This is a genomic window from Micromonospora sp. WMMD1076 (assembly GCF_029581475.1).
Lineage (GTDB): Bacteria > Actinomycetota > Actinomycetes > Mycobacteriales > Micromonosporaceae > Micromonospora > Micromonospora aurantiaca.
In genome coordinates this window covers 883,583-908,948 of the sequence record NZ_CP120862.1, presented here as the reverse complement: position 1 = coordinate 908,948, position 25,366 = coordinate 883,583, and the positions used below count along the sequence as shown (strand labels likewise).

General features: G+C 73.4%; 31 protein-coding genes. 12 read left to right on the top strand and 19 right to left on the bottom strand.

Annotated features, from left to right (window positions below):
* Positions 1 to 2: 2 nt before the first annotated feature.
* Both O7622_RS04495 and O7622_RS04490 read right to left on the bottom strand, forming a co-directional pair.
* Entirely contained in the window at positions 3 to 905 is a 903-nt protein-coding gene (locus tag O7622_RS04495) for a sulfurtransferase (RefSeq protein ID WP_282311986.1), read from the bottom strand.
* A gap of 150 nt (positions 906 to 1,055) precedes the next feature.
* Positions 1,056 to 1,826 (bottom strand): SGNH/GDSL hydrolase family protein, encoded by a 771-nt coding sequence (locus O7622_RS04490; RefSeq protein ID WP_282311985.1) that lies wholly within the window; start codon positions 1,824 to 1,826, stop codon positions 1,056 to 1,058.
* A 254-nt stretch (positions 1,827 to 2,080) separates the two neighbouring features.
* Between O7622_RS04490 and O7622_RS04485 the strand changes: the two genes are divergently transcribed.
* Positions 2,081 to 3,562, top strand: a complete 1,482-nt coding sequence (locus tag O7622_RS04485) for a hypothetical protein (protein ID WP_282311984.1) — start codon at positions 2,081 to 2,083, stop codon at positions 3,560 to 3,562.
* Between the two features lie 19 nt (positions 3,563 to 3,581).
* Positions 3,582 to 4,982, top strand: coding sequence for a PQQ-like beta-propeller repeat protein (locus O7622_RS04480; RefSeq protein WP_282311983.1), 1,401 nt, complete (start codon positions 3,582 to 3,584; stop codon positions 4,980 to 4,982).
* A 14-nt stretch (positions 4,983 to 4,996) separates the two neighbouring features.
* Here O7622_RS04480 and O7622_RS04475 read toward each other — a convergent pair whose 3' ends face one another.
* The 3 genes from O7622_RS04475 to O7622_RS04465 are packed head-to-tail and all read right to left on the bottom strand — an operon-like array spanning position 4,997 to position 6,407.
* Positions 4,997 to 5,512, bottom strand: coding sequence for a putative immunity protein (locus O7622_RS04475; RefSeq protein ID WP_282311982.1), 516 nt, complete (start codon positions 5,510 to 5,512; stop codon positions 4,997 to 4,999).
* Positions 5,509 to 6,066, bottom strand: a complete 558-nt coding sequence (locus tag O7622_RS04470) for a putative immunity protein (RefSeq protein WP_282311981.1) — start codon at positions 6,064 to 6,066, stop codon at positions 5,509 to 5,511. The genes O7622_RS04475 and O7622_RS04470 overlap by 4 nt, the downstream gene beginning before the upstream one ends.
* Positions 6,063 to 6,407 (bottom strand): hypothetical protein, encoded by a 345-nt coding sequence (locus O7622_RS04465; protein WP_282311980.1) that lies wholly within the window; start codon positions 6,405 to 6,407, stop codon positions 6,063 to 6,065. Before O7622_RS04465 ends, O7622_RS04470 begins: the two co-directional genes overlap by 4 nt.
* An 86-nt stretch (positions 6,408 to 6,493) precedes the next feature.
* Between O7622_RS04465 and O7622_RS04460 the strand changes: the two genes are divergently transcribed.
* Together O7622_RS04460 and O7622_RS04455 are read left to right on the top strand one after the other, a co-directional pair.
* Positions 6,494 to 7,297: a helix-turn-helix transcriptional regulator gene (locus O7622_RS04460; RefSeq protein WP_282311979.1), complete on the top strand. Its 804-nt coding sequence runs from the start codon at positions 6,494 to 6,496 to the stop codon at positions 7,295 to 7,297.
* On the top strand, positions 7,288 to 7,479 hold the full coding sequence (locus tag O7622_RS04455; protein ID WP_282311978.1) for a DUF397 domain-containing protein: 192 nt from the start codon (positions 7,288 to 7,290) through the stop codon (positions 7,477 to 7,479). The genes O7622_RS04460 and O7622_RS04455 overlap by 10 nt, the downstream gene beginning before the upstream one ends.
* Here O7622_RS04455 and O7622_RS04450 read toward each other — a convergent pair.
* The 3 genes from O7622_RS04450 to O7622_RS04440 are packed head-to-tail and all read right to left on the bottom strand — an operon-like array spanning position 7,454 to position 8,387.
* On the bottom strand, positions 7,454 to 7,657 hold the full coding sequence (locus tag O7622_RS04450) for a hypothetical protein (protein WP_282311977.1): 204 nt from the start codon (positions 7,655 to 7,657) through the stop codon (positions 7,454 to 7,456). The two genes, O7622_RS04455 and O7622_RS04450, sit on opposite strands and share 26 nt — an antisense overlap.
* Positions 7,654 to 8,013, bottom strand: a complete 360-nt coding sequence (locus O7622_RS04445; RefSeq protein WP_282311976.1) for a class I SAM-dependent methyltransferase — start codon at positions 8,011 to 8,013, stop codon at positions 7,654 to 7,656. Before O7622_RS04445 ends, O7622_RS04450 begins: the two co-directional genes overlap by 4 nt.
* On the bottom strand, positions 8,010 to 8,387 hold the full coding sequence (locus O7622_RS04440) for a VOC family protein (protein ID WP_282311975.1): 378 nt from the start codon (positions 8,385 to 8,387) through the stop codon (positions 8,010 to 8,012). Before O7622_RS04440 ends, O7622_RS04445 begins: the two co-directional genes overlap by 4 nt.
* A 94-nt stretch (positions 8,388 to 8,481) precedes the next feature.
* Between O7622_RS04440 and O7622_RS04435 the strand changes: the two genes are divergently transcribed.
* From O7622_RS04435 to O7622_RS04420, 4 genes are all read left to right on the top strand, one after another.
* The gene (locus O7622_RS04435) at positions 8,482 to 10,251 is read left to right on the top strand and encodes a proline--tRNA ligase (RefSeq protein ID WP_282311974.1); all 1,770 of its coding nucleotides are present in this window, start codon (positions 8,482 to 8,484) and stop codon (positions 10,249 to 10,251) included.
* A gap of 54 nt (positions 10,252 to 10,305) precedes the next feature.
* On the top strand, positions 10,306 to 10,725 hold the full coding sequence (locus O7622_RS04430) for a CBS domain-containing protein (RefSeq protein WP_282311973.1): 420 nt from the start codon (positions 10,306 to 10,308) through the stop codon (positions 10,723 to 10,725).
* Positions 10,726 to 10,803: 78 nt separating this feature from the next.
* Positions 10,804 to 11,229: a SufE family protein gene (locus O7622_RS04425; protein ID WP_013283255.1), complete on the top strand. Its 426-nt coding sequence runs from the start codon at positions 10,804 to 10,806 to the stop codon at positions 11,227 to 11,229.
* A 20-nt stretch (positions 11,230 to 11,249) separates the two neighbouring features.
* A complete protein-coding gene (locus tag O7622_RS04420; RefSeq protein WP_282311972.1) occupies positions 11,250 to 11,882 on the top strand; it encodes a DsbA family oxidoreductase in 633 nt (210 codons plus the stop codon).
* A gap of 36 nt (positions 11,883 to 11,918) precedes the next feature.
* Here O7622_RS04420 and O7622_RS04415 read toward each other — a convergent pair whose 3' ends face one another.
* The 5 genes from O7622_RS04415 to O7622_RS04395 all read right to left on the bottom strand — a co-directional run bounded on the left by O7622_RS04415 (position 11,919) and on the right by O7622_RS04395 (position 15,517).
* Positions 11,919 to 12,467 (bottom strand): YbaK/EbsC family protein, encoded by a 549-nt coding sequence (locus O7622_RS04415; RefSeq protein ID WP_282314035.1) that lies wholly within the window; start codon positions 12,465 to 12,467, stop codon positions 11,919 to 11,921.
* Between the two features lie 59 nt (positions 12,468 to 12,526).
* The gene (locus tag O7622_RS04410) at positions 12,527 to 12,724 is read right to left on the bottom strand and encodes a hypothetical protein (protein ID WP_013283252.1); all 198 of its coding nucleotides are present in this window, start codon (positions 12,722 to 12,724) and stop codon (positions 12,527 to 12,529) included.
* 36 nt (positions 12,725 to 12,760) lie between these two features.
* Complete coding sequence (locus tag O7622_RS04405; RefSeq protein ID WP_282311971.1) at positions 12,761 to 13,540, bottom strand: NAD(P)H-binding protein; 780 nt, start codon at positions 13,538 to 13,540, stop codon at positions 12,761 to 12,763.
* Positions 13,541 to 13,785: 245 nt separating this feature from the next.
* Positions 13,786 to 15,162, bottom strand: coding sequence for an MFS transporter (locus O7622_RS04400; RefSeq protein WP_282311970.1), 1,377 nt, complete (start codon positions 15,160 to 15,162; stop codon positions 13,786 to 13,788).
* 55 nt (positions 15,163 to 15,217) lie between these two features.
* Positions 15,218 to 15,517 carry a hypothetical protein gene (locus O7622_RS04395; RefSeq protein ID WP_282311969.1) on the bottom strand — a complete coding sequence of 100 codons (300 nt, stop codon included), beginning with the start codon at positions 15,515 to 15,517 and terminating at the stop codon, positions 15,218 to 15,220.
* A gap of 115 nt (positions 15,518 to 15,632) precedes the next feature.
* Here O7622_RS04395 and O7622_RS04390 point away from each other — a divergent pair, with 115 nt between their 5' ends.
* Complete coding sequence (locus tag O7622_RS04390; RefSeq protein WP_282311968.1) at positions 15,633 to 20,126, top strand: cation-translocating P-type ATPase; 4,494 nt, start codon at positions 15,633 to 15,635, stop codon at positions 20,124 to 20,126.
* Here O7622_RS04390 and O7622_RS04385 read toward each other — a convergent pair.
* Positions 20,123 to 21,070, bottom strand: coding sequence for an L-threonylcarbamoyladenylate synthase (locus O7622_RS04385; RefSeq protein ID WP_282314034.1), 948 nt, complete (start codon positions 21,068 to 21,070; stop codon positions 20,123 to 20,125). The genes O7622_RS04390 and O7622_RS04385 overlap by 4 nt on opposite strands.
* A 90-nt stretch (positions 21,071 to 21,160) precedes the next feature.
* Complete coding sequence (locus tag O7622_RS04380; RefSeq protein ID WP_282311967.1) at positions 21,161 to 21,751, bottom strand: helix-turn-helix domain-containing protein; 591 nt, start codon at positions 21,749 to 21,751, stop codon at positions 21,161 to 21,163.
* A 65-nt stretch (positions 21,752 to 21,816) separates the two neighbouring features.
* Between O7622_RS04380 and O7622_RS04375 the strand changes: the two genes are divergently transcribed.
* Complete coding sequence (locus tag O7622_RS04375) at positions 21,817 to 22,407, top strand: dienelactone hydrolase family protein (RefSeq protein ID WP_282311966.1); 591 nt, start codon at positions 21,817 to 21,819, stop codon at positions 22,405 to 22,407.
* Between the two features lie 60 nt (positions 22,408 to 22,467).
* Here the strand turns inward: O7622_RS04375 and O7622_RS04370 are convergent, their stop codons facing one another.
* Positions 22,468 to 22,854, bottom strand: a complete 387-nt coding sequence (locus O7622_RS04370) for a VOC family protein (RefSeq protein WP_282311965.1) — start codon at positions 22,852 to 22,854, stop codon at positions 22,468 to 22,470.
* Complete coding sequence (locus tag O7622_RS04365) at positions 22,851 to 23,156, bottom strand: metalloregulator ArsR/SmtB family transcription factor (protein WP_282311964.1); 306 nt, start codon at positions 23,154 to 23,156, stop codon at positions 22,851 to 22,853. Before O7622_RS04365 ends, O7622_RS04370 begins: the two co-directional genes overlap by 4 nt.
* A 49-nt stretch (positions 23,157 to 23,205) precedes the next feature.
* Here O7622_RS04365 and O7622_RS04360 point away from each other — a divergent pair, with 49 nt between their 5' ends.
* Together O7622_RS04360 and O7622_RS04355 are read left to right on the top strand one after the other, a co-directional pair.
* A complete protein-coding gene (locus O7622_RS04360; RefSeq protein WP_282311963.1) occupies positions 23,206 to 23,826 on the top strand; it encodes an AAA family ATPase in 621 nt (206 codons plus the stop codon).
* A 73-nt stretch (positions 23,827 to 23,899) separates the two neighbouring features.
* The gene (locus tag O7622_RS04355; protein ID WP_282311962.1) at positions 23,900 to 24,265 is read left to right on the top strand and encodes a hypothetical protein; all 366 of its coding nucleotides are present in this window, start codon (positions 23,900 to 23,902) and stop codon (positions 24,263 to 24,265) included.
* A gap of 117 nt (positions 24,266 to 24,382) precedes the next feature.
* On the opposite strand, the gene O7622_RS04350 is transcribed toward O7622_RS04355, so the two are convergent.
* Positions 24,383 to 24,799 (bottom strand): type II toxin-antitoxin system VapC family toxin, encoded by a 417-nt coding sequence (locus O7622_RS04350; protein WP_282311961.1) that lies wholly within the window; start codon positions 24,797 to 24,799, stop codon positions 24,383 to 24,385.
* Complete coding sequence (locus tag O7622_RS04345; RefSeq protein ID WP_282311960.1) at positions 24,781 to 25,032, bottom strand: hypothetical protein; 252 nt, start codon at positions 25,030 to 25,032, stop codon at positions 24,781 to 24,783. The genes O7622_RS04350 and O7622_RS04345 overlap by 19 nt, the downstream gene beginning before the upstream one ends.
* Positions 25,033 to 25,366: the final 334 nt, after the last annotated feature.

Here is a 25,366-nt window from a genome sequence, read left to right as displayed (position 1 = left end):
GCTCAGCGGGTCAGGCCGCCGGGCTGGTCGCCCTTCACGACGGGGGCCCGGACCAGGTTGCCCCACTCGGTCCACGAGCCGTCGTAGTTGCGCACCTGCGGGAACCCGAGCAGGTGGTGCAGCACGAACCAGGTGTGGCTGGACCGCTCGCCGATCCGGCAGTACGCCACCACGTCGTCGGACGGGCTCAGCCCAAGCTGGTCGCCGTAGATGGCGCGCAGGTCGTCGGCGGACTTGAACGTGCCGTCGTCGTTCGCGGCGGACTTCCACGGCTTGCTCACCGCGCCCGGGATGTGCCCGCCACGCAGCGCGCCCTCCTGCGGGTAGTCCGGCATGTGCAGCATCTCGCCGGTGTACTCGCCGGGCGACCGCACGTCCACCAGTGGCCGCCCGGCCGCCACGTGCGCCATGACCTGCTCCCGGTACGCGCGGATCGGCGCGTCGTTGCGCTCCGGCACCGGGTACGAGGCGCGGGGCCGGCTCACCTTGTCCCGGGTCAGCTCCCGCCCCTCGGCGATCCATTTCTGCCGGCCGCCGTCGAGCAGCCGTACGTCCTGGTGACCGAAGAGGGAGAAGACCCAGAGGGCGTACGCGGCCCACCAGTTGAAGTTGTCGCCGTAGAAGACGACCGTGTCGTCCCGCCCGATGCCCTTGGCCGCGCACAGCTCGGCGAAGCTCGCGGCGTCCAGGTAGTCGCGGGTGACCTGGTCGTTGAGTTCGGTGTGCCAGTCGACCTTGACGGCGCCGGGGATGTGGCCGGTGTCGTAGAGGAGCACGTCCTCGTCGGACTCGACCACCACGAGCCCTTCGTCGCCCAGGTGCTCGGCCAGCCACTCGGTGGTGACCAGGCGCTGCGGGTCGGCGTACGACTGGAGGTGGGGATGCGGATCGCTCGGCACAGGCATGATCCCCAAGGTACGCCGGATCGGCGGAACGCGGTGCCGGTCAGGCGCGGCGGTGCACCAGGCGGCCGGCGACCACGACCGCCAGCCCGGCGCGGGGTGGGTCGTCGGGTGTCAGCCGCAGCAGGTCGGCGGCGTGGACGGTTCGCACGCTCAGTCGCGCTCGACCGGCCTGAGCACCGGCCGCTTGGCGGTGACGAAGTCGCCGGAGGACCGCCCGGTCAGCCGGCGCCTGATCCACGGCGCCAGGTGCCGGCCGGCCCAGCGCAGGTCGGCGGCGCGCGCGGCGAGCCACGGGCTGGGTGCCGGATGCGGCGGCACCATCAGCCACTCCTCCTCGCAGCCGATGCCGAGCGCGGTGAGCACCTGGGCGGCGACCCGGCGGTGCCCGGCGGCCGACAGGTGCAGCCGGTCGGTGCTCCAGAGCAGCGGGTTGAGGTAGGTGTCGTCGGCGTACAGGTCGACCAGGATCGCGCCGTGCCGCTCGGCCACCTCGCCGACCGCCCGGTTGAGCAGCGCGACGCGGGGAGCCACCAGCCGCTGGCCGGGCAGCCGGGCCATCACGTCGGCGAACCGGAACAGCACCACGTCGCTGCCGCCGGACCGCAGCCGCTGCACGACCGAGTCGAAGCGGGGGACGAACGAGTCCGGGTCGAAGCTGCGGCGCAGCACGTCGTTGCCGCCGGCCGCGAAGCTGATCAGGTCGGGTTTCATGGCCAGCGCTGACGGCACCTGCTCGGCCACCACGTTGGGGAACAGCCGGCCGCGGATGGCCAGGTTGGCGTACCCGAAGTCGGGCCCGGCCTCGGCGGCGAGGCGGGTGGCGACCAGATCGGCCCAGCCCCGGTAGCTGCCGTCCGGATACGCGTCGTCCATGCCCTCGGTGAAGCTGTCGCCCACCGCCACGTAGCTGCGCCAGCGCACGGCGCCTCCCTCAGACGTCCCGGCAGAAGTGCGTCGCACAGTCTGTCACCGCGCGGACCGGTCCCGCTGACCCTGGACGCCGGACGTGGCGGATGTCTCGACGTCCTGCTCACGACAGCCACCCGAGGGGACAAATCCGTCCGACACGTCCGGCGGGGCAGAATCCGTCGTCCGGACCGGGGATGATGTCTGCCGTCATCCGGCCGGGCGAAACCGTCCGGCCGGTCCCGCACACGGCACGAGCGAGGAACCACATGACGCAGGGGCACCCACCGGCGGGCTGGCCACCGCCCGGTAACGCCGATCCCCGGTACGCCGCAGCACCGCCGCCCGCGCAGCCGGGACCGTGGGGGCCGCCGCCTGCGGCGCCGAAGTCCCGCCGGGGGCTCTGGATCGGGCTCGCGGCGGGTGCGCTCGCGCTGGCGGTCTGCGCCGGCACGGCGGTCGGCGTCGGGCTGGGCCTGCGCGGCGACGACGAGGACGGCCCGGCGCCGAAGGCCGCAGCCGGCGCGAACGGCGTCACAGTCACGAACGCCGAGCTGACCGCCCTGCTCGACCGGCACAGCAAGGCGCTCGCCGCGAAGGACCTGGACGGCTACCTGGCCGCGTTCGACCCGGCCCGCAAGGAGCTGATCGCCGGGCAGACCCAGCTGTTCCGCAACCTGGGGAAGCTGCCGCTGTCGGTGGCCCGCTACGAGACGATCGAGCGGCAGGGCCGGAGCGCCGACGCCTTCGGGCAGGGCGTCACGTTCCAGCTCGACGTCTCCTTCGTGCACCAGCTCGACGGCTTCGACCTGGCCCCGGTCACCGAGTGGTACCGCTGGACGATCGTCCGCACCGGCAAGGACGCGCCGATCCGGGTCACCGCTGTCACCGGCGCTCCGGCCGCCGGCAACGGTGGCTCGAAGAGCGTCCACTACCCCGGTCCGTGGGACAAGTGGCGGGAGATCCACGTCGAGCGGACTCCGCACGCCCTGCTCATCACCGACGCCGCCCGGGCCGACGTGGCGAAGCGGTACGCCCCGGCCGCCGATGTGGCGGTGACGAACGGCCTGGCCGTGTGGCGGGCCAGCGGGCCACCCGGCCCGGTGCCGAGCGGCTTCGTCATCACGCTCGCCGACGGCAAGGACGAGATGACCTCGCTCTACCGGATCGGCACCGAGAAGGCCACCGAGGCGGGCTTCTCGCTGGGCCTGGTCGCGGCCGAGCGCAAGGACGGCAAGGACACGATCGGCGGCACCCGCATCGTGGTGGACACCAGCGACCGTTACTTCACCCGTACCGGCGGCGACAACGACGCCCGCATGGTGTTGCGGCACGAGGTGGCGCACTCGCTGATGACGCCCCGCACCGACCTGACCGCTGTGGACGCGTTCAGCAAGCTCGACGAGTGGGTGGTCGAGGGCTTCGCCGAGTACATCGCGTTCCACGGCCGCCCGCTCGGTGCCAGCGAGCGCACCGCGCAGGCCCGGCGGCTGGTCCGCGACGGGTGGAACGGCACGCTGCCCGGCAACGGCGAGTGGGACGACCCCGACCGGCTGAGCTTCCACTACTGGCTCGGGCACGCCGCGATGAACCACCTCGCCGAGAAGCACGGCGAGGTGAAGCTGTTCCGCTTCGTCGAGGCGGTCTACGGCGGCACCCCGACCGACCGCGCCGCCCGGGACGTGCTGGGCGTGTCGCTCGACGAGTTCCAGGCCGGCTGGGCCGCCTACGTCCGCGCGCAGGCGCGCTGACCGGGAACGGAGACGACGGATGACGTATCAGCACCAGCAGCAGCCGCCCGCGTACCCACCGGCGGGCCGGCCGGGACCGGCCGGTGCGCCGCCGGCGGCGCCGAAGCGGCGCGGACGCGTGGCGTTGCTCGTCGCCGGTGGGCTGGCAGCAGCGCTCGCGGTCGCGGCCGGCACCGCCTACGGCGTGTCCCGGCTGGTCGGCGGCGCTGACGGCGACGGGAGGAAGCTGCGCACCGCGTGGGTGCTCGACTTCCCGGAGCGGCAGCGCAACGGGCTGAAGACGTACGACGGGCAGGACATGTTCGGCGCCTGGCTGGTCGGCGACGCGGTGGTCCGGGCCCAGCCGGACGGCGTCATCGCCTACCGGCTCGACGACGGCGCCCAGGCATGGGGCGTGCCCGCGCCGCAGGCGACGTCGCTGTGCGCGGCCGCGCAGACGCTGGCCGAGGGGCGCGGCGTGGTGGCGCTCGGTTCCGCCGACTCGTGCGACACGCTCGCCGGGTTCGACGCGGCCGCCGGCACGCAGACGTGGCGGGTGACGTTCCCCGTCGAGCGCCGGACGGGCCGGTCCGAGATCGTCGCCCCGGACCTGTCGGTGGCCGCCGGGCAGGTCGTCGTCCGCAGCGGCGAGAGCGTCCTCGGCTACGCGCTGGCCGACGGCAAGCGGCTGTGGCAGACCGACGCCGACCGGCTGCTGCCGGGCCGCGACTGCCGCCTGACCGACGCGCAGGCCGCCGGGGACCAGGCCGTTGTCACAGCGATCTGCGACGGGGACCGGGGCGCGCTGCTCGGTCTGGACCCGGCCACCGGCAAGCCGCGCTGGCAGCAGCAACTGCCGGCCGCGCAGCAGAGCGACGGGGTGCTGAGCGTCGACCCGCTGGTCAGCCTGCCCGGTCTGAGCACCGAGACGTTCGTCGCGCGCGACGCCGCCGGCAAGGCGCGGGCCACGTTCGGCAACCCCGTCGACGGTACGCGGTTCAGCGACCTGCCGGTCAACCGTTCCAACACGGTGAGCGGGCCGGGGATCCGGCCGTACCTGGCCGACGCGGACACGCTCTACCTGCCCACCGAGGCGGCTCCCGTCGGCGGCGGGATGCGCCAGGCCAACCAGGTGGTGGCGATCGACCTGGTTGCCGGGAAGCGGCGCTGGGTGTCGTCCGGGCACACCGGCAGCGAGGTGGAACTCGTCCGCCTCGACGAACAGGGCCTGCTGGCGTGGGAGGTGGGTGACCGGCGTGACCTCGCCCCGCGGCTGGTCCGGATCGACCCGGCCACCGGCGAGGTCACAGTGGTGGCCGAGGCACCGCTGTCGGCCGGCACCGAGGGCAGCGACGCGAAGGTGCTGGAGCGCGACGGCACAGTGGTGCTGGTGCCGTGGAAGCACGTCACGGCGGATGCGGCGATCACGGTCCTGCGCTGACCGGCGCAGCGGCGTCAGCAGTCGAAGACCGACCAGCAGATGTCGTTGCGCAGGCGCTGGTCGTCCAGGACCAGCTCGCGGATCTCGGCCGGGAGCCGGTCGCGCTGCCACCGGCACTCGTCGCGCCCGGCCGCCCCGGCGAGACCGGCGGGCGCCGCCGCGCGTACCGCCTTGATCGCGTACGCGGCGGCGCCGAGTTCGTGGGCGGCGACGTGGGCCACGACGGCGGCCTGACCGGCGGCGTACGCGGCGTTGCGGGCCGCGCCGCGCAGGTCCCGGGCCGCGCCCATGGCGTGACCCCCGGCCGCACGCGCCTCCATCATCCTGACCTCGCCCCGCACCCAGGCACGGGCGTGCTCGATCGCCTCGCGCGGGCGGCTGTCGTCCGGCCGGACCGCCTCGAACAGGCCGAGGACGTGCTCGGCGCAGGTGGCGGCCCAGAGCGCCAGCAGGTGATGGTGCTCGTCGGTGAGCGTCCCGCCCCGGCGGATCGTGATGAACCGGGGATCACGGACCTTCGGCAGGATCACGACGCGGCCTCCGGCTCGGCGGTGCCCTGGCGCAGGTCGTGGTCCAGCGTGCTCATCAGCCGGGCGACCCGGCTGCCGCCGCCGGTCAGCGGCGGATAGCGGCGCAGCACGTCCACCAGCACGGGCGTGGCGAGCCGCCGGGAGCGGTCCACCTGCGAATCCCCGACGTTCTCGTCGCCGCCGGCCTCCAGTTCGGCGACGCGCGCGGCGTTGGCGGCGGCCCGCAGGATGTGGCCGACCTGGGTGGCCTTCGCGATCGGGTGCAGGTACGCGGCCGCCGCGGCGTCACCGGCGGTCCGGGCGGCCAGGCGTGCGGCCTCGGTGGGCGCGGACCGGGCGGCCCGGTGCGCGTCGAGGGACGTGACCCGCTGGAGTCTCGTCCGGGCGGCACCGCGCACGAACATCCAGGCCGCGTCGACAGCCGCGCGGGGACGCGGGTCGCCGGGGACCGCCCGCTCGTAGACCGGGAGGACGTCCTCCGCGTGCCGGACCGCGTACCGCGCCACCTCGCGCAACTCGTCCGTCGTCAGGTCGAAGTCCCCGGGCGCAGTCATGTCCCGGGCATCGTATCGGTGATGCTCCGCCGGTACGGGCCCCAGCCGACGAACCGCTCGAACAGCTCGCGCGGGGTCGGCCCGTCCTGCGGGTTGAGGCGAAACAGGTCGTGGGTGGCCTCGTGGTAGAGCCCGGACAGGTAGACGGCCAGGTCGACAGGGTGGTCCGCGTACTCGACCTTGAGCAGCAGGCGGGCCTGGGCGCAGGGCCACGGCCCGCCGCAGGCGCGGCAGAGCCAGAGCGGCCGGATCGGCAGGTGGGCCGGGTGGTCCAGCGGGTAGGGGCGGGGCCGATCGGGGTACGGTCCGAGCCGCGGTACGGGAAGGTTCATGCGTGACATTCTGCTGAACGGACAACTACTCTCGGAAGTCGTCGCGGCCGGTCCGGGGAGAGGCCGGGAGACCGGCGGCCGACTGGGGAGGGCGTGTGGAGAACGAGCCGACCGCCGAGCTGATCCGTGCGCAACTGCGGCGGCTGCGGGTGCGGGCCGAGCTGAGCCAGGAGGAGTTCGGGAGGCTCGTGCACTTCTCCGGCTCCCAGGTGTCGGCGATCGAGCTGGGCCACCGGCCGCTCGACCGGTTCTTCCTCGCCCGGGCCGACGAGGTGCTCGGCACCGGCGGGCTGTTGATGTCGCTGCTCAAGCTCGCCGAGCGTGACGGCCAGCCGAGCTGGTTCCGCCCCTGGCTCGAAGCCGAACGCCAGGCGCAGCAGTTGCGCTGTTACCAGCCGAGCCTCATTCCGGGGCTGTTGCAGACGGAGAACTACGCCCGGGCGATGATCCGCACGGACGACATGCTCAGCGAGCAGGAAGCCGAACGGCGACTCACGGTTCGGCTCGACCGGCAGACGGTGCTCGCCAGTGCCGATCCACCCAAGTTCGTCGCCGTGATCGAGGAAGCCGTCCTGCGCCGCGCCGACGAAAGCTTTCGTGGGTTGATGAGCCAGCAGGTCGCACATCTGGTCGAGGCGAGCAGCCAACCTCACATCGCGGTACACGTCATCCCGGCCGACGTGGGCCTGCACATCGGACTGACCGGACCGTTCACCCTTGCTCGGAGCGGCGACGGAGGGTGGATCGGGTATCTGGAGAACCAACTCGGCGGAACAGTGATCGACAAAGACGAGGACGTGGCTATCCTGCTGTCCAGATGGGAGAGCGTCCGGAGCGAGGCACTTTCCCGCCGGCAGTCGATCGAGCTGATGAAGGAAGTGGTCGAGTCATGGAGCTGATCGGCGCGCTCTGGCGCAAGTCCAGTCGCAGCGGGCAGAGCGAGTGTGTCGAGGTGGCGGACAACCTGGCCGATGTGGTCGGGGTGCGGGACAGCAAGGACGCGGCCGGGCCGGTGCTCACCTTCACGCCCGACGCCTGGCGTGCCTTCGTCCGGCTCAGCGGGAGCCGTGCGTCGCGCTGATCAGCACCGTGTGCTTGCGTACCCGGAAGGTGCCTTCGGCGTCGATGCGGGCCTCGATCGCGGCGCGGGCCGACGCCTCCTGCGCGGCGGTCAGCGACCCGATCATGCTGGCGATGTACGCAAGGATCGGCTCGGCGGCGGGAACCACCGGCTCGTCCGGGTAGCGCTCGACCGTCACGTCGTCGAAGTGCTGTTGGCGATCACCGCGTCGGCGACGCCGGTGCGGAACGGCAGGTGCGTGGCGTCGCAGCGCAGCACCCGCGCGCCGGGCACCTCCCGCAGCCGCGCGCACATGGCGGGCGAGAAGTCGGTGAGGGTGAGCCGGGGCCGGTAGCCGATCCGGTGCCACAGCTCGCCGGTGCCGGCGCCCACCTCCAGCACGTCGCCGGACAGCGGCAGCCGCTCGCCCAGCCAGGCGAACCAGTCCTGCGGGTTGGTGCCGTACGAGTGCAGGGCCATGCGGGCGGTCAGGTTGCCCGTCGTCGTCGCGTACTGACTCGTGGCGCGAGCCGACGCGGTGGCGCCGCCGGTCACGAGAGGTAGAGGCAGAACGGGTGACCGGCCGGGTCGAGATGCACCCGGACGTCGTCCTGCGGCTGGAAGCCGGCCAGTGTCGCGCCCACCGACACCGCGTACGCCGAGGCGGCCTCCAGGTCGTCGACCTTGATGTCCAGGTGGGTCATCATCGGCGGGTCGCCGGGCCCGGCGGGCCACACCGGGCGCACGTAGGCCGGCTCGTCCTGGAAGGCCAGCCAGGTGCCGCCGCCCGGCGGCGCCAGCACCACCCAGTCGGACTCGTCCTCCCGCCGGTGCCAGCCGAGCAGCCGCTCGTAGAACGCGGCGAGGTCCTGTGCGGACGGTGCGTCGAGCACGAGACTGCTCAGCTCCAACGTCGGTCGATCCACCATGTCACCCTTCCTACCCCGCCCCTGCGACAACCTCACCCGACACGAGCGCGGAAAGGGATCGCCCGGTCGTCCGCTCGCGCCATAAGCTGCGCCAATGCTGCTGCGCATGTCGACCCTGCTGCTCCGGACCCTGCGCGAGGACCCGGCCGACGCGGAGGTGCCGAGCCACCGGCTGCTGCTGCGCGCCGGTTACGTCCGCCGGGCCGCGCCGGGTGGCTACACCTGGCTGCCACTGGGCAAACTCGTGCTGGACCGGATCACCGCGATCGTGCGCGACGAGATGGCCGCGATCGGCGACCAGGAGGTGCACTTCCCGGCGCTGCTCCCGGCCGAGCCGTACCGGACCAGCGGGCGGTGGACCGAGTACGGGGACGACATCTTCACGCTCGCCGACCGCAAGGGCGCCGAACACCTGCTCGCGCCGACCCACGAGGAACTGGCCGCGCTGCTGGTGAAGGACCTGTTCACCTCGTACCGGGACTTCCCGGTGACGCTGTTCCAGATCCAGACCAAGTTCCGCGACGAGGCCCGGCCCCGGGCCGGTCTGCTGCGCGGGCGCGAGTTCCTGATGAAGGACGCCTACTCGTTCGACCTGGACGAGGCGGGGCTCCAGGCGGCGTACGACCGGCACCGGGCCGCCTACGAACGCGTCTTCACCCGGCTCGGGCTGGACTTCACCACTGTCCACGCGATGTCCGGCGCGATGGGTGGGTCCGCGTCGGAGGAGTTCCTGGCCGCGACGCCGGTCGGCGAGGACACGTTCGTCGGCTGCACCGCATGCGACTACGCGGCGAACACCGAGGCGGTGGTGACCCGCGCCCCGACCCCCGGCGACCCCGACGCGCATCCGCCCGCCGAGGTGCACGACACCCCGGAGACGCCGACCATCACGGCCCTGGTCGAGCTGGCCGAGGCCCGGAAGCTAGGCGGGCGCACCGGCTGGACCGCCGCCGACACGTTGAAGAACGTGGTCCTCACCGTCCGACGGCCCGGCGCCGAGAAGGACGAACCGCTGGTCATCGGCCTGCCCGGCGACCGCGAGGTGGACCTCAAGCGGGTCGAGGCGGTGCTCGCCCCGGCCACAGTGGCGGTCTTCGAGGACTGGGACGCCCACCCCGGACTGGTCCGCGGCTACATCGGGCCGCAGATCCTGGCCAAGCACGGCATCCGCTACCTGGTCGACCCCCGCGTGGTGCCCGGCACCTCCTGGCTGACCGGGGCGAACGAGCCGGGCCGGCACGCCACCGACGTGGTGTGCGGGCGCGACTTCGTACCGGACGGCACGATCGAGGCGGCCGAGGTGCGGCCCGGCGACAGCTGCCCGGCCTGCGCCGACGGCGAGGTGACCATCCGGCGGGGCATCGAGGTCGGGCACATCTTCCAGCTCGGACGCCGGTACACCGCCGCGTTCGCGGTCGACGTCCTCGGCCCCGAGGGCAAGCCGGTCCGGCCCACGATGGGCTGCTACGGCATCGGCGTGTCCCGGGCGGTCGCCGCAGTGGCCGAACAGCACCACGACGACCGAGGGCTGGTCTGGCCCGCGGCGGTCGCGCCGTGCGACGTACACCTGGTCGCCGCCGGGAAGGGGCCGCAGCTCGACGCGGCGCTCGACCTCGGCGGGCGCCTCGCCGCCGCCGGCCTTCGCGTGCTGGTCGACGACCGCACGCACGTGTCCGCCGGTGTGAAGTTCACCGACGCCGAGCTGATCGGCATCCCGCGCGCCGTCGTGGTCGGCCGCCGCCTGGCCGACGGGTACGTGGAGCTGCGCGACCGGGCCACCGGCGAGCGCACCGAGTTGCCGGTGGAGGCCATCGTGGAGCGCCTGCGCGACGAGGTGGGCGCGACGCGCCGCGACGGGGTGTAGCGAGCGCGCCACCGGGTACCGCAGACGGATCGACCGAAGCGTTCGGAGGCTCTCATGTTCCGCGTCAGTGACGTGATGACCAGGCAGGTGGTCTACCTCCCGGCGGAGACCCCGTTGGACGAGGCGGCCCGGGTGATGAAGGAGTCGGACATCGGCGACGTGGTGGTGACCGACGGCGCCACGCTCGCCGGCATGCTGACCGACCGCGACATCGTGGTCCGGGCGGTGGCCGAGCGCGCCGACCCCGGCACCACCACTATCGGCTCGATCATCACCCGTGAGGTGGTGATGATCGAACAGCACTGCACGGCGAACGAGGCGGCGGCGCTGATGCGCGAACGCAACATCCGCCGGGTGCTGGTGTGCGACAGCGACCGCAAGCTCGTCGGCATCGTCTCCCTCGGTGACCTCGCCATGCAGCTCGACCCCCACTCGGCGCTCAGCGACATCAGCGAGGCCGCACCGAACGTGTGAGCGCGGGCCCCGCACGTGCGGCGGGGCCCCGCTCGGCACCGCCGGGTGGCGACGCGCGGCGGCGGATAGCCTCGACCCATGCCCGAGATGCCGACCAAGCTGGCCGAGATCGTCGACGAGTTCGCCGCCGCGCCCCGCGACGTCGTCCTGGAGATGCTGCTGGAGTTCGCCGACGTGATCCCGCCCCTGCCCGAGGGTGTGAACCGGGAGGAACTGGAGCAGGTCCCCGAGTGTCAGACCGCGTTCTTCCTGCGCGCCGAGGTCAACGCGGACAAGACCGTGAGCACCGTCTTCGACTGCCCGCCGGAGGCGCCCACCACCCGGGCGTTCGCCGGCATCCTCGCCGAAGGGCTGGCCGGGGCGAGCGCCGAGGAGGTGCTGGCCGTACCGGACGACCTCTACCAGCGGATGGGCCTGGCGCAGGCGATCAGCCCGCTGCGCGTACGCGGCGGCACCGCCATCCTGGCCCGGCTCAAGCGCCAGGTCCGGGAACAGATCTCCTGACCCGCGGGTTGTCGCTGGTCATGGACATCGAGATCTACGCCGACGTGGTCTGTCCCTGGTGCTGGATCGGCAAGCGCCGGCTGGAACAGGCCCTGGAGTCGTACGACGGCGAGGTGAACGTCCGGTTCCGGCCGTTCCAGCTGGACCCGACGCCGGTCACCGAGCCGAAGCCGCTGCTGGAGGCGCTCGGCGACAAGTTCGGCGGGCGGGACAAGGCCGACGGCATGGCCGCGCACGTGACGGGCGTCGCCGCGGGCGCGGGCCTGGACCTGCGGTTCGACCGGGCGGTGGCCGCGAACACGTTCGACGCGCACCGGCTGGTGCGCTTCGCCACCGAGCACGGGCGCTCCGCCGAGACGGTCGAGCGGCTCTACCGGGCGCACTTCCACGACGGCGTCGACGTCGGCTCGATCGACGCGCTCGTCACGCTGGCCGGCGAGGCCGGGCTGGACGAGACCGAGGCACGGCAGTACCTGGAGTCGAACCTGGGCCGCCGGGAGGTCGCCGCCGACCTGAGCACCGCCCACCAGCTCGGCGTCTCCAGCGTGCCGACGTTCGTGCTGGCCGGGAAGTACGCGGTCACCGGCGCCCAGGAGCCGGAGACGCTGCTCGCCGCGCTGCGCGAGGTGGCGCAGCGCGAAGCGGCAGCCTGATGTTTCACGTGGAACAAGATCGATGCGGATGAGGACCTAGGCCGGCCTGGCCAGGTCCTCCACCACCCTCGCCCCGGGCAGCGCGCCGAGCGCCGGCCCCGGCAGGGCGATCTTGCTGTGCCGTACGCCCGAGCCGATGATCACGTGCGGTGTGGCGATCACCCGGGAGTCGACGAGGATCGGCCAGTCCGCCGGCAGACCGATCGGCGTGATGCCGCCGTACTCCATGCCGCTCGACTCGACCGCCTCGGCCATCGGCGCGAAGCTCGCCTTGCGCACGTCGAGCAGCTTGCGGACCACGCCGTTGACGTCGGCGCGTGTGGTGGCGAGCACGACACAGGCCGCGTACCGGGTCTCACCGCCGCGCTTGCCGGCGACCACCACGCAGTTGGCCGACTCCTCCAGCCCCACCTCGTACGCCTCGCAGAAGGCAGCGGTGTCGGCCAGGCCGGCGTCGATCGGGGCGACCAGTACGTCGTCCACGTCCACCGGGGCCTCGGCCGGCCACTCCCGCAGCGCCGCGGCGACCGGCGGGGCCAGCAGGTCGAGCCGGGTCCGGGCCGGCTCCGTCTTCAGCGTCCCCATCATGCCGCGATCCTCGCACCCGGGCGGCGGGTCGACCGGCCGGACCCCGCCCCCGCCCTTCAGTTGGGATTGGTGAGGAACGCGTTCTCCTGCGCGAAGTCCCGGCTCTCGGTCGTGGTGAGCTGCCGGCGGCGGAGCACCTCGGGACGGTTCGCCTCGGCGTCCTCGATGCCGTGCCGGACGCCGACCCGGATCACGCCGTAGAGGAAGACGAAACCGAAGACGTACAGGACCACTGTGGCGACGAAGACCAGCATGCGGTCACCGTAGGCCGGCGCCTACCCGACTGGTTCTCATCTTCCGGCGGTTCCCCCGTACGTGTCAGCGAGGTGGTCGGCCCAGGTCCGGACGCCGGTCGGCGTGGCGGTCGTGGTGAGACCACCCGCGCGCAGTTCCCGCCCGAGGCGGCCGGGGATCCGGACCGGCAGCAGCGGACGGCGTATCCGTCGCGCCGCCAGCCAGGCGCGGGCCGCATCGTCGAAGCGCAGCACCTCCGGCCCGCCGAAGTCCTCGACCCGATTCGACGGCCCGGCCAGCAGCAGCACCGCCAGCCGGTCGGCCACCTCACCGGTGTCGACCGGCTGGGCGAGCACGGCACGGTCCCCGATCACCGGGCCGAGGCGGCTCACGACGCTGAGCAGGCCCTCCAGGAGCTCCGGGAACTGGGTAGCCCGCAGCACGCTCCACGGCACCGGCCCGGCGGCCACCACCTGCTCGGCCGCGAGCTTGTGCCGGTAGTACCCGAGCGGCACCCGGTCGATGCCGACGATCGACACGAAGACCAGATGACGCACCCCGGCGTGACCGGCCGCCAACGCGAGCCGGCGGGTGCCGAGCACGTCGATGTCGTGGGTGTGCCGCTGCGGCGACGAGGCCAGGTGCAGCACCGCGTCCACCCCGGCGACCGCCTCCGCCAGCCCGGCGCCAGTGGCCAGGTCGGCGGCGACCCACTCGACCCCGTCCCCGGTACGCGGCCGGCGGCTCATCGCGCGCAGCGTGAAGCCCTCGTCCCTCAGTCGCGGCACCGCCACCCGCCCGAGCCGCCCGGTCGCCCCGGTCACCAGCACCCGCATCGCCACTCCTCCCACCCACGCGTAGCCGCCACACCGCGGCTCCACGACGGGACGGGACGCCGACCCGGATCGTGACAGCCACCCGCCCCCGCCCTTTCATCCGATCCTGCGCCCCCGACGGCCACCCCGGCCCCGCTCTCCCGTTGTTGACCAAGGAGTTCGTGTCGGATGGAGGCTCGAAACCCGACCCGAACTCCTTGATCAACAACGGGAGAGGCGGAGCGGGGGTGGGGCAAGGGCGGGGGTCAGGGGGCGGGGCGGAGGACCACCCGGCCGGCCAGCAGCAGACCCAGCAGGCCGCAGGCGGCTGCCACGGCCAGCGTGGCCGCGAAGCCGGCCGGGCCGGGGGACGCGCCGGCGGCCAGGACCGCGCCCGTGAGCGCTAGCACGGTGGCGGCGGCGAGCGAGTCGCCCAGTTGCAGCGCGGAGCTGTTGCGGCCCTGCTCGGCCGGGGCGGACTGCTCCAGGGTGAGCACCGACAGCGACGGATAGAGCAGGCCCATGCCCAGCCCGGCCACCGACCAGCTCAGCACGGCCGGCAGCACCGGCAGTCCGGGCACCAGCGCCGACGCCACGCCCGCCGTACCGATCGTGATGCAGGCCAGCCCGGCCCGGGGCAGCGTCGCCGCCGAGCGGGGTGAGCCGATCCGCCCCTGGATCCACGAGCCCACCGACCAGGACAGCGCCCCGACGGTCAGCACCAGGCCGGCGCCGGTGGGCGAGAAGCCGCGCTCCCGGGACAGCATCAGCGGTATCACCACCTCGGCGGCCACGAACGCGGCCGACGCCAGCGCGCGCAGGCCGATCACCGTCGGCAGTCCCCGCGCCGCGCGCAGGAACCCGGCCGGCAGCAGGTGCGGTACGCAGACGAACAGCCCGGCCAGCGCCCCGGCGATCAGGACGGCGGCGAGCACGCCGCGCTGCTGCCCCCCGTAGTGCAGCAGTGCGGCGCTCGCCCCCGCCCCGCAGGCCCAGCCGATCCGGGCCAGGGCGCCCGCCGGCGGCCGGGTCGCCACGGTGGCGGTCAGCGCCCGCAGGCCCGGCTGGACCAGCAGCGCCGCCGGGATCGCCACCGCCGGCACCGCGAGGAACACCCACCGCCAGCCCAGATGTTCCACGATCAGTCCGGCCAGCGCCGGGCCGACCAGCGACGGCACCACCCACGCCGCGGCGAACGCGGCGAAGATCCGCCGCCGCAACTGCTCCGGGTACGCCCGACCGACGACCACGTAGAGCGCCACCGAGACCAGTCCGGAGCCGAAGCCCTGCACCACCCGCCCGACGACCAGCACCTCCATGGTCGTGGCGGCGCCGGCCACCACCAGCCCGCCGACGAACCAGACGACCCCGTGCCACATGGCCGGGCGCGGCCCGCGCGCGTCGCACCAGATGCCGGAGGCGACCATCGCCACCACGCCGGAGGCGAACGGGCCGCCGAACGCCAGCGCGTACAGGCCGAGCCCGTCGAGGCTGCGCGCCACGGTCGGCATGGCGGTGCCGACAGCCAGCGCCTCGAACGCGAGCAGGGACACCAGGGCGACGCTGCCCACCGTCATCGCCCGCAGGCGCGGCGACCACAGGTCGAGAGGATCTGCGGCCGGTGCGGCGATGATGGTCGTCATGGGCACAAGCCTGTGACCTCAACCCCGGTTGAGGTCAATTGTGTGCCGGGTCTCGTCAGGCGGTCTCCAGTGCCTCGCCCATACCCTGGACCAGGCCGGAGAAGTGCTGATCGGCCAGTACGTGGCCAGCCGTGATGACCAGCGCGAGCGGCCACTCGATCACCTGCAGCGCGGCCAGCACCCCGATACCGCCGTAGTAGGCCAGCTTGTCCGGCGGAGGCACGGCCACCTCGCCCAGCAGCGGAACCTCCACCCGGCGGCAGTAGGCCCGAACCAGCTCCCGCGATCCGCTGAGGTGTCGTGTCAGCGTGCTCATCCTGCCTCCTCGGTTGCGACGGCATCGACCCGACGGCATTCCACCGCCCCTGGCGTCCATGCCCCGGGTGGTGGGGAAACTTCCCATCGTCCGAGGGGCATAACGGACGTCACGCCGGGAAGTCGGGCCACCGGGACGAAACCGGGAGGGCGACATGGCGTACGGGTTCGCCGGTCTCCTGCTGTCGCCGGCAGCCTTACCGGGCACGGTGGCGCGGGTTGCTCGTACCGTCGGTGCGAACCTGCCCGGCCCACCCGTACCTCCTGCCGTCGCGCAGGCCACCGGAAGCCTGGGCGCGGCGGCCGGCCGGCTGGCCCGCCTCACCGGGCTGACCAGCCGCCGGGTGTGGTCCCAGGACGGCCGCCACCACATCGAGGTGCACGGCGTCTGCCAGGACGGCGGTGACCGGCTCGCCCGCCAGGTCGAGGCGGCGCTGGAGTCGATGCCGGGGGTGGACTGGGCTCGGGTGAACGCGCCGTCCGGCCGGGTGGTGGTGGCGACCGGGGAACCGGCGCCGAGACTGCGCGACCTGATCGCCACGGTGGCGCGCGTCGAGCGGACCTGCCCGTACGAGCCGGACCCGGAGATCGAGCCGCCGCAGCCGCCCGAGGACGGCCCGCGCACCGCCCGGACGTTCGGCGCGCTGCTGTCCGACGTGCTCGGGCTGGGCATCTCCGCGGCCACCCGGGTCCTGCCGCTCACCCCCATTCCCGCCGAGGTCGCCGGGCTGCTCGGCGCTGTCGACCTGCACCCGAAGCTGCACGCGCTGGCCGGTCTGGGCATCCGCGCCGATCCGCGCGCCGAGGTGCTGTTCCCGCTGGCCGAGGCCGTGGTGCAGGGCCTCACCGGCGGCTGGGCCGGCATCGTGCTGGACGGCGCGCAGCGCGTGGTGCAGTGGGGCGAGGGCGCCGCGCAACTGGCCGCGTGGCGACGGGCCGAACCGCACCTGACCGGTGACCCGGAGCGGGCTGTGGCCCGGGTGCCGGATGGCGAGCGCCCCTGCCCGGTGCCGGACGGTCAGCCCGAGCGGTACACCAAGCGGGTGCTCCCGGCCGGTGCGGTCGCCGGGGCGGCGGCGCTGCCGGTGCTGGGGCCGAAGCGCGCCGCCGCGCTGGCGCTGTCCTCGCTGCCGAAGGCGCCCGGCTCCGGCCGCGAGGGGTACGGCGCCCAGCTCGGCCGGATGCTCGCAAGGCGCGGCGTGATCGCGATGGACCGCAGCGTGCTGCGGGAGCTGGACCGGATCGACACGGTGGTGCTCGACGCGGCGGTGCTCGGCTCGGACCGGGGCGTCCTGGCCGACCTCGCGCCGCTGGCCGACGCCGACACCGGGCAGGTCGCCGCCCGGGCGTTCGCGTTGTTCGACCCGGCCGAGCCGGACGCGGTACGCGCCGCCGAGGGCTGGCGGATCGGCCCGCTGGACCGGCTCGGCGCCGACGATCCCGGCGACACCCCGGACAGCGCCCGGCTGCGCGCCGACTGTGGACGGCTGCTCGGGCTGGCCGAGAACGGCCGGCTCGCCGCCGTACTGCGGGTCGAGCCGGAGCCCGCGCCGGGCGTGGACGCGCTGGCGTCGGCCGCCCGGCAGTCGGGCCTGCGGCTCGTGGTCGGCGGCGCGGACGACGGCCGGTACGACTTCGCCGACCAGCTCGTACCCGGTGGTTCCCGGCTCGCCGACGCGGTGCACGACCTGCAACGCGAGGGCGCCGTGGTGATGGTGGTCTCCGGTGAGCGGTCGGCACTCGCCGCCTCGGACTGCGGCCTCGGCGTGTACGGCCCGGACGACCTGCCGCCCTGGGGGGCGCACCTGCTGGTCGGTGACGACCTGCGGGTACCGGCCCTGCTCGTGGACGCCGCCGGGGTGGCCCGGCGGATGACCGAGCAGAACGTCCGGATCGCGATGGCCGGCGGCGGGCTCGGCGCGCTCGCCGCGTTCACCGCCGACCGGCGACGGCTGCCCCGCCCGACCCTGGCCGCGGTGAACGGCGCGGCGGCGCTCGCGTTCGCGCACGGCGTGTTCCGGGCGCACCGGCTGCCGGACCGGACCGGCGCACCGATGCCCGCGCTCACCGCCTGGCATCTGATGCCGACGCAGACCGTCCTGGACCAGCTCGCCACCGGCCCGTCCGGGCTCGCCGAGGAGGAGGCGGCTCGCCGCCGGCGCGTCGAGGTCGGCGACGAGCACGGCCCGGCCGGGCTGCTCCGCGCGTTCGTGGAGGAGCTGTCCAACCCGCTCACCCCCGTGCTGGCCGCCGGTGCGGCGCTCTCCGCCGCGTTCGGCTCGCTCGTCGACGCGGCACTGGTCGGCGGTGTGGTGGGCGGTTCGGCGCTGGTCGGCGCCGTGCACCAGCGCAACACCGAACGGTCCCTGGCCGAGCTGCTGTCCCGTTCGGCGGTCACCGCCCGGGTGCTGCGCGACGGCGCCGAGCGGGTGGTGCCCGCCGAGGAGCTGGTACGCGGCGACGTGATCACGGTCAGCTCCGGGGACGCCGTACCGGCCGACTGCCGGGTGCTGACGAGCGACGGGCTGGAGGCGGACGAGTCGTCACTGACCGGCGAGTCGCTGCCGGTGGCGAAGAGTCCGGAACCGGTGGTCGCGGCGGCCATCGCCGAACGGCACTCGATGCTGTTCGAGGGCACCACTGTGGCCGCCGGGCACGGCACCGCAGTGGTGGTGGCCACCGGTGCGGAGACCGAGGCCGGACGGAGCCTCGCGATGGCCCGGCAGGCCCCGCCCGCCAGTGGCGTGGAGGCGCGGCTCGGCAGGTTGACAAGCAGCGCCGTACCCCTTGCGGCCGCCTCGGCGATCGCGGTCGCAGGCGCGGGGCTGCTTCGGGGCGTACCCCTTGCCGAAACGGCGGCGACCGCCGCGAACCTGGCCGTGGCGTCGGTGCCGGAAGGGCTGCCGTTCCTGGTCAGCGCCGCGCAGCTGGCGGCGGCGCGGCGGCTGGCCGAGCACGGCGCCCTGGTCCGCAACCCCCGGACCATCGAGGCGCTGGGCCGGGTCGACGTGCTCTGCTTCGACAAGACCGGCACGCTCACCGAGGGGAAGTTGCTGCTGGCGGGCGTGGGTACGGGCGACGGCCGGTACGCCGTGCTGGACGAACTCGACGAGCAGCTCCGGTCGACGCTGGCCGCCGCCGTGCGGGCCACCCCGGCTGCGGCCGATCCGGACGAGTTGCCGCAGCAGACCGACCGGGCGGTACGCCACGGCGCGGACGCCGCCGGGGTGACCGAGCGGACCGGTGCGGCGGAGTGGACCGCCACGGCCGGGCTGCCGTTCGAGCCGTCCCGGGGCTACAGCGCCACCGTCGGCCGGGCCGCCGACGGGCTGCTGCTGAGCGTGAAGGGCGCCCCCGAGTCGGTGCTGCCGCGCTGCGCGTCCCGGCGCACCGCCGAGGGTGACCGGCCGCTTGACGCGGCCGGACGCGAGGAGGTGCAGGCCATGCTGGCCGGGCGGGCCGGTGCCGGGCATCGCATCCTCGCCGTGGCCGAGTGCCCGGTCTCCACCGAGCAGGTGAGCGACGAGCAGGTCGACGGGCTGGTCTTCGTGGGTTTCCTGACGCTCGCCGACGGGGTGCGGGACAGCGCCCGGCCGGCGGTGGCCCGGATCCGGGCGGCGGGCGTGCACACCGTCATGATCACCGGCGACCATCCGGCCACGGCCGAGGCGATCGCCGCCACGATCAGCCCGGACGACGGCGGGCAGCGCGTGGTCACCGCCACCGACCTGGACCGGCTGGACGACGCCGCGCTCGCCGAGCGTCTGATGGCCACCGACGTGGTGGCGCGCTGCACGCCCGCCCACAAGGTACGGATCATCCAGGCGTTGCAGCGCCAGGACCGGACCGTCGCGATGACCGGTGACGGCGCCAACGACGCGCCCGCGATCCGGCTCGCCGACGTCGGCATCGCGCTCGGCCAGCGCGGCACTCCCGCCGCCCGCGCGGCCGCCGACCTGGTGGTCACCGACGACCGGCTGGAGACGATCATCGCCACGCTCGTCGAGGGACGGGCCATGTGGTCGTCGGTGCGGCACGCGCTGAGCATCCTGGTCGGCGGCAACCTCGGCGAGATCGCGTTCAGCGTGCTGACCGCCGCCGCGACCGGCCGGTCCGCGCTGACCGGCCGGCAACTCCTGCTGGTCAACCTGCTCACCGACCTGGCACCCGCGCTCGCCATCGCGGTCCGCCCGCCCGCCGACGACAGCGCCGACCATCTGCTGCGGGAAGGGCCGGACTCGTCGCTCGGCGTGACCATGACCCGGGAGATCGGGCTGCGCGCGGCGTCGACCACGCTGGGCGCGACCGCCGGTTGGACCATCGCCAGGTGGACCGGCACCCAGCGGCGCGCCAGCACCGTCGCGCTCGCCTCGCTGATCGGCACCCAGCTTGGGCAGACGGTGCTGGCCGGCGGCACCAGCCCCAGCGTGCTCGCCGCCACCGCCGCGTCGGTGGGCGTGCTCGTGGCTGTGGTGCAGACGCCGGGCGTCAGCCAGTTCTTCGGCTGCACCCCGCTCGGCCCGGTGGGCTGGACCATCGCCACCGGGTCGGCGCTCGGCGCGACGTTCGCCAACGGTGCGCTGACCAAGCTGGTCGACCGCCTGCCGCAGCCCGGTTCGCAGGAGCGACCCGACGCGGACCGGTCCTAGTGCCAGGTGGCGGCGGCCCGGCGCAGCCGATCGTTGATCGCGCGGCCCACGCCGGTCTCCGGCACCGGCTCGGCGACGATCTCGGTAACCCCGGCCGCGTCGAGCCGGTGCAGCGCGTCGAACAGACGCGCCGCCGCCGCCGTCACGTCGCCGTCGGGCGACAGCACCTCCACCGCGGCCCAGTCGCCGTCCGCCGGTGGCTCCCGGAAGGCCAGGAACCCCCGCCGGCCGCCGCCGGGCTCGGCCGCCGTGCCCAACCGCAACGGGGTACGCGGAGCGTAGTGCGCGGCGAGCGTCCCGGGCGCGACCGGCTGACCGGAGCTGCCCTGGCGCACCTCGACCGGGCCGACCGCCTCGACGATCGCCTCCACGGGCAGCGCGCCCAGCCGCAGCACCACCGGCCGCTCACCGCGCGCGTCCACGATCGTCGACTCGATCCCGCACCGGGTGGGCCCACCGTCGAGCACCACGTCCACCGCGCCGCCCAGCCCGGCCACCACGTGCTCGGCTCGGGTGGGGCTGAGCTGGCCGAACCGGTTCGCGCTCGGCGCCGCCACCGGCACGCCGGCCGCCGCGATCAGCGCCCGCGCCGACGGCTCGTCCGGTACGCGTACCGCCATCGTGTCCAGGCCGGAGGTGACGATCGGCGGGATGATCTCCGGCCGGTCCACGATCAGGGTGAGCGGGCCGGGCCAGAAGCGCTTCGCCAGCTCGGCCACCGCCGCGGGCACCTCGCCCACCAGCGCGGCCAGGTCGGCGGCGTCGGCCAGGTGGCTGATCAGCGGGTCGAAGCTGGGCCGGGCCTTCGCCTCGAAGATCCGGGCGGCGGCCCGGGCGTCGAGCGCGTTGGCGCCCAGCCCGTAGACCGTCTCGGTGGGGAAGGCGACCAGCCCGCCGGCACGCAGGACGGCGGCTGCCTCGTCGATGCCGCGTTCGGCCGGCAGGACGCGCGGGGATCCGGTGCTCACGCTTCCGACGCTAGCCTGCCCGGCTCGTCGTCCCGGCAAGACCCTGCCGTCCGGGGTGGTGGGGCGTCAGTCGCGCGGGTCGGTGGCGGGGTCCGTGCCCGGAAGCGTGGGCGCATCGGTGGGGTAGAGGCCGGCGGCGAAGCCGTACACCTGGTCCCCGGCGCGGGGAATCTGCGCGAACCGCCGGGCCAGCGCCTGCACCTCCGCCCAGAACTCGCGGACGTCCTCGATCGGGATGCGCGCGTGCACGAGCGTGCACCGCAACTCGTCGGCGGCGTGTGCGGCTGCCGCTTCGGCGGCCGCCTCGGCGAGCCCGTTGATCCGGGACACCACGTGCTTGTCCTCCGCCCGGCTGAGCGCGCCGACGTAGTAGGTGCGGGCCACCCGCCCGTAGAACCGCTCCTCGATGGCGCGTACCCGCCGGGTCCGCACCACGCGCAGCAGACCGGCGTCGGCCAGTTGGTTCACGTGGTACGCCACGCTGCTCTTCGGCCGGTCGACGGCGCGGGCCATCTCGTTGACGGTGGCGGCGCGCTCCAGGAGCAGTTCGAGCAGCGTGCTCCGCAGCGGGTCGGCGAGCGCACGCAACTGCTCCGGAGCGGTGACCACGAGCAGGTCGTCGAGGTCGTAGTCCGGGACTCGCTCATTGACCGACATTTCTCGACCGTTCTAAGATTCTGGTTCGTTCGATAACTCTGGTCTGACAACTCAGGAGTGTAGTGATGGCCGAGATCGTGCTCTTCCACCACGTTCAAGGGCTCACGGACGGGGTCCGCGCCCTCGCCGATGCCCTGCGGTCCGGCGGGCACACCGTCCACGTCCCCGACCTCTTCGACGGCGAACGGCCGGCCACCCTCGAGGACGGCGCCGCGCTGGTCAAGCGGATCGGCGGCGAGGTCCTCGGGCAGCGCGCCGACGCGTTCGTCGCCGACCTGCCCGCCGGCCTCGTCTACGCGGGCGTCTCCTGGGGCGCCGCCATCGCCCAGCGGCACGCCCAGACCCGGGCCGGCGCGCGGGCCGCCCTGCTCTACGAGGCATGCCTGCCGGTGACCGGCGAGTGGGCGATCGGCCCCTGGCCCGACGGGGTGGCGGTGCAGGTGCACGGAATGGAGCAGGACCCGTTCTTCGGGCTTGAAGGCGACGTGGACGCCGCCCGCGAGCTGGTGTCGATCGTCGGTCCCGAACGCGGCGAGCTGTACGTCTACCCCGGCGACCGGCACCTGTTCACCGACAGCTCGCTGCCCTCGTACGACGCCGAGGCGACCGCGCTGGTGGTGAGCCGCAGCCGCGAGTTGCTCGACCGGCTCGGCTGACGCCTACCCGTCACCGCGCAGCCGCGCCACACCGCCGGCGGTCCGGCCACTGTCGACCCGCTACCGGTACTGTGCGATCTGGATCAGGTTGCCACAGGTGTCGTCGAACACCGCTGTGCTCACCGGACCCATGTCGACCGGCTCCTGGGTGAACAGCACGCCGAGGCCCCGCAGCCGGTCGTGCTCGGCGGCCACGTCGTCCACCGCGAACTGCGTCAGCGGGATCCCGTCGTCCGCGAGTGCCTCCTTGAACGCCTTGGCGGCCGGGTGCGCGTCGGGTTCCAGCAGCAGCTCCACGCCGTCCGGGGCGTCCGGCGAGACCACTGTCAGCCAGCGGTACTCGCCGGTCGGCACGTCTGTCTTCTTCACGAAGCCCAGCACCTCGGTGTAGAAGCGCAGGGCCTTGTCCTGGTCGTCGACGTACACGCTGGTGAGGTTGATTCTCATTGGTTCTCCTGGGTGGGTGCGTCGGACCTGAGCCATCGCTCGGTGATGGACCGCAGCGGCCGGGTGTCGAGGTGGTGGAACTTGTAGCGGCCCTGCCGCCGCGTGACGATCAGGCCGGCGGCCTCCAGGACGTCGAGGTGCTGGGAGATCGCCTGCCGGGACGAACCGACCTGGTGCTTCGTGGCCAGCCGGCCGCAGATCTCGAACAGGGTCTGACCGTCGCGCTCGGTCAGCTCGTCGAGGATCAGGCGGCGGGTGGGATCGGCCAGCGCCTGGTACAGATCGCCCACGTCACCCACCATATGCAAGTAGCCGCTTGCCTATCAAGGCCATCTGCCAACGGAGGACGTCATGCCCGGATACATCCTCACCGGCGCTCCCGGCTCCGGTAAGACCGCGATCCTGCGCCACCTGGAGATCGACGGCCATCCCGTCGTGGAGGAGGCGGCGACCGACGTGATCGCGCTGCACCAGGCGCTCGGCCGGCCCGAACCGTGGTGCGAGCCGGACTTCGCCGAGCAGGTGCTGGATCTCCAGCGGAAGCGTCGGCGGCGGGCCGAAGCGCACGCCGCAGCCGTCGTCTTCCACGACCGCTCACCCGTCTGCACCCTCGCGCTGTGCCGCCACCTCGGGTCGACGCCGCCGTCCGCGCTGCTCGACGAGATCGAGGGCATGACGGCGGCGGAGCCCCGCCACTACGAGCGGACCGTCTTCTTCGTACGGAATCAGGGCTTCGTCGAGGCGACAGCCGCCCGCCGGATCAGCTTCGAGGAGTCACTCGTCTTCGAACGGATCCACGAACTGACGTACCGCGAGGCGGGATTCGACCTGGTCGAGGTGCCGGCGGGACCGCTCGCGACGCGGGTGGCCGCGATAAAGCAGGCGGTCGAGGCCGACATGCGGAACCGCCGCCGGCCTCGGCGAGCGAGGGCCGTCGAGCTGCTTCGCGAAGAAACCCGTTGTCGTAGCTAGTGCCGCCCGCCGACCATGACCGCCGTGAGCCGAAGCCTCCGTACGGACCCTCGCCCCCGCCAGGCACTCCGGCGTGCTCCCCGGCTCGACCGGCTGCGGCTGGGCGTGGTACGGGTTGCGCGGCGTCGAGCTGCGACAGACGGAGGACTTCCGGCCCGGATTCGTCCTCTACGGCAGGACCAGGGTGCCGGGCGAGATCGTCCTCTACGAGCAACCGCTACCGGAGGCCGCGCGGTTGCGGGACTTCATCCGGTTCGACGTTCTGCTGCACGAGCTGGGGCATCACGTGCTCCAACATCGCAGCCGGAAGGTCGACCGTGTGCAACGCCGATCAGATCATGAACGGTTCGCCGAAGCCTTCGCCGATCGATGGAAGCCGACTGCCCAGGCCGCACTCGACTCAGCAGCATCGACAGCCGCTGGTGAACAGGCGAAATGATGTGGTGGGCCGGAGGCACCACCTTGCGAACCACATCGCCACGATCGTCGGTGAGCCGCTTCCACTCAGGGCGGCCGGCCCAAGGGCGTCAAGACGATGATTCTCGGGCGGCCACTGTCAGGACGCGGCGAGAAGTCGGATCTCGCAACGGACGCCGCTGGCCTTGGCGAGCCGACCATCACCTGTCACGAGTGGGCAGGCCATCAACTCCGCCGCCGCGACATAAGCCGCGTCGTACGCGGTGACATTGCCTCGCAACTGCCACATCCGGTCAAGCAGCAGGGCGACGCCAACCTCATCGATGACCAACGAGGGCAGGGTGTCGACCGCTTCCTGTGCCCGAGCGAGGCCCAGCCTCCCTCCGAGGACCTTGCCTCTGATCACGGACATGACCTCGACCAGAAGATGACTCGGCGCGGCCCAGTGTGGATCTCCGGTCAGTTCCGCCCGTGCCGCATCGCCGACCGGCCCGTCGTCGACCAGAGCGTCGGCCAGAACCGACGCATCCAGGACGATCACGCGGCGCTCCCCCACGGCCCGCGCTCCCGCTGGTCATTCAACTCGGCGGCGCTCTCCCCCGGCAGTGAGCGAGCACCGTCCGATCGGCCGGCGAAGCGATCAAGGGCTGCCGTGTTCCGCAGCCGTCGAGCCTGCGTCTCCACCAACTCCAGCAGGTACGCCTGGAGTGACTGCCCGCGCGCCTTGGCCTGGGCCGCCAAGGCGTCTCGCACTTCCTCCGGCACATCCCGAATCTGGAGAGCAACCATGCATTCATTATGCATGCACCATCGGTCCCGCACCAGAAAAGACTCGAACCCTCGATCAACCGGCTCGCATGGCGATTGCGCCCACAGCCAGGAGCCGCAGGTCAGGCCCCTGGTGTCAGGGCAGTGGATGCCTACAGCCGTGTAACTCCTCCTGCCGAAGATCGAAGCACTCGACCGGCGCATCGTCCAACAGGGGCCGGTGGACAAGCCTCGGGACACCCTATGAACGCCGGTGGACAAGCGTGTGCCTGACGTGTGGGCAGCCTCTGGGTACCGACTTTCACCGACTCATCCGAGGTGCTTTCGGAGCTGCCGCTGACGATTCGCCGACGAA

Bases quoted from the DNA above. Each gene is read 5' to 3' on its own strand.
- O7622_RS04440 (WP_282311975.1), bottom strand. From the start codon at position 8,387: ATGGTGGATCGACCGACGTTGGAGCTGAGCAGTCTCGTGCTCGACGCA.
- O7622_RS04365 (WP_282311964.1), bottom strand. From the start codon at position 23,156: ATGGTGGGTGACGTGGGCGATCTGTACCAGGCGCTGGCCGATCCCACC.
- O7622_RS04390 (WP_282311968.1), top strand. From the start codon at position 15,633: ATGGCGTACGGGTTCGCCGGTCTCCTGCTGTCGCCGGCAGCCTTACCG.
- O7622_RS04380 (WP_282311967.1), bottom strand. From the start codon at position 21,751: ATGTCGGTCAATGAGCGAGTCCCGGACTACGACCTCGACGACCTGCTC.
- O7622_RS04400 (WP_282311970.1), bottom strand. From the start codon at position 15,162: ATGACGACCATCATCGCCGCACCGGCCGCAGATCCTCTCGACCTGTGG.
- O7622_RS04465 (WP_282311980.1), bottom strand. From the start codon at position 6,407: ATGTCACGCATGAACCTTCCCGTACCGCGGCTCGGACCGTACCCCGAT.
- O7622_RS04480 (WP_282311983.1), top strand. From the start codon at position 3,582: ATGACGTATCAGCACCAGCAGCAGCCGCCCGCGTACCCACCGGCGGGC.
- O7622_RS04435 (WP_282311974.1), top strand. From the start codon at position 8,482: ATGCTGCTGCGCATGTCGACCCTGCTGCTCCGGACCCTGCGCGAGGAC.
- O7622_RS04430 (WP_282311973.1), top strand. From the start codon at position 10,306: ATGTTCCGCGTCAGTGACGTGATGACCAGGCAGGTGGTCTACCTCCCG.
- O7622_RS04345 (WP_282311960.1), bottom strand. From the start codon at position 25,032: ATGGTTGCTCTCCAGATTCGGGATGTGCCGGAGGAAGTGCGAGACGCC.
- O7622_RS04370 (WP_282311965.1), bottom strand. From the start codon at position 22,854: ATGAGAATCAACCTCACCAGCGTGTACGTCGACGACCAGGACAAGGCC.
- O7622_RS04415 (WP_282314035.1), bottom strand. From the start codon at position 12,467: ATGGGGACGCTGAAGACGGAGCCGGCCCGGACCCGGCTCGACCTGCTG.
- O7622_RS04410 (WP_013283252.1), bottom strand. From the start codon at position 12,724: ATGCTGGTCTTCGTCGCCACAGTGGTCCTGTACGTCTTCGGTTTCGTC.
- O7622_RS04425 (WP_013283255.1), top strand. From the start codon at position 10,804: ATGCCCGAGATGCCGACCAAGCTGGCCGAGATCGTCGACGAGTTCGCC.
- O7622_RS04405 (WP_282311971.1), bottom strand. From the start codon at position 13,540: ATGCGGGTGCTGGTGACCGGGGCGACCGGGCGGCTCGGGCGGGTGGCG.
- O7622_RS04360 (WP_282311963.1), top strand. From the start codon at position 23,206: ATGCCCGGATACATCCTCACCGGCGCTCCCGGCTCCGGTAAGACCGCG.
- O7622_RS04455 (WP_282311978.1), top strand. From the start codon at position 7,288: ATGGAGCTGATCGGCGCGCTCTGGCGCAAGTCCAGTCGCAGCGGGCAG.
- O7622_RS04420 (WP_282311972.1), top strand. From the start codon at position 11,250: ATGGACATCGAGATCTACGCCGACGTGGTCTGTCCCTGGTGCTGGATC.
- O7622_RS04495 (WP_282311986.1), bottom strand. From the start codon at position 905: ATGCCTGTGCCGAGCGATCCGCATCCCCACCTCCAGTCGTACGCCGAC.
- O7622_RS04395 (WP_282311969.1), bottom strand. From the start codon at position 15,517: ATGCCGTCGGGTCGATGCCGTCGCAACCGAGGAGGCAGGATGAGCACG.
- O7622_RS04375 (WP_282311966.1), top strand. From the start codon at position 21,817: ATGGCCGAGATCGTGCTCTTCCACCACGTTCAAGGGCTCACGGACGGG.
- O7622_RS04485 (WP_282311984.1), top strand. From the start codon at position 2,081: ATGACGCAGGGGCACCCACCGGCGGGCTGGCCACCGCCCGGTAACGCC.
- O7622_RS04470 (WP_282311981.1), bottom strand. From the start codon at position 6,066: ATGACTGCGCCCGGGGACTTCGACCTGACGACGGACGAGTTGCGCGAG.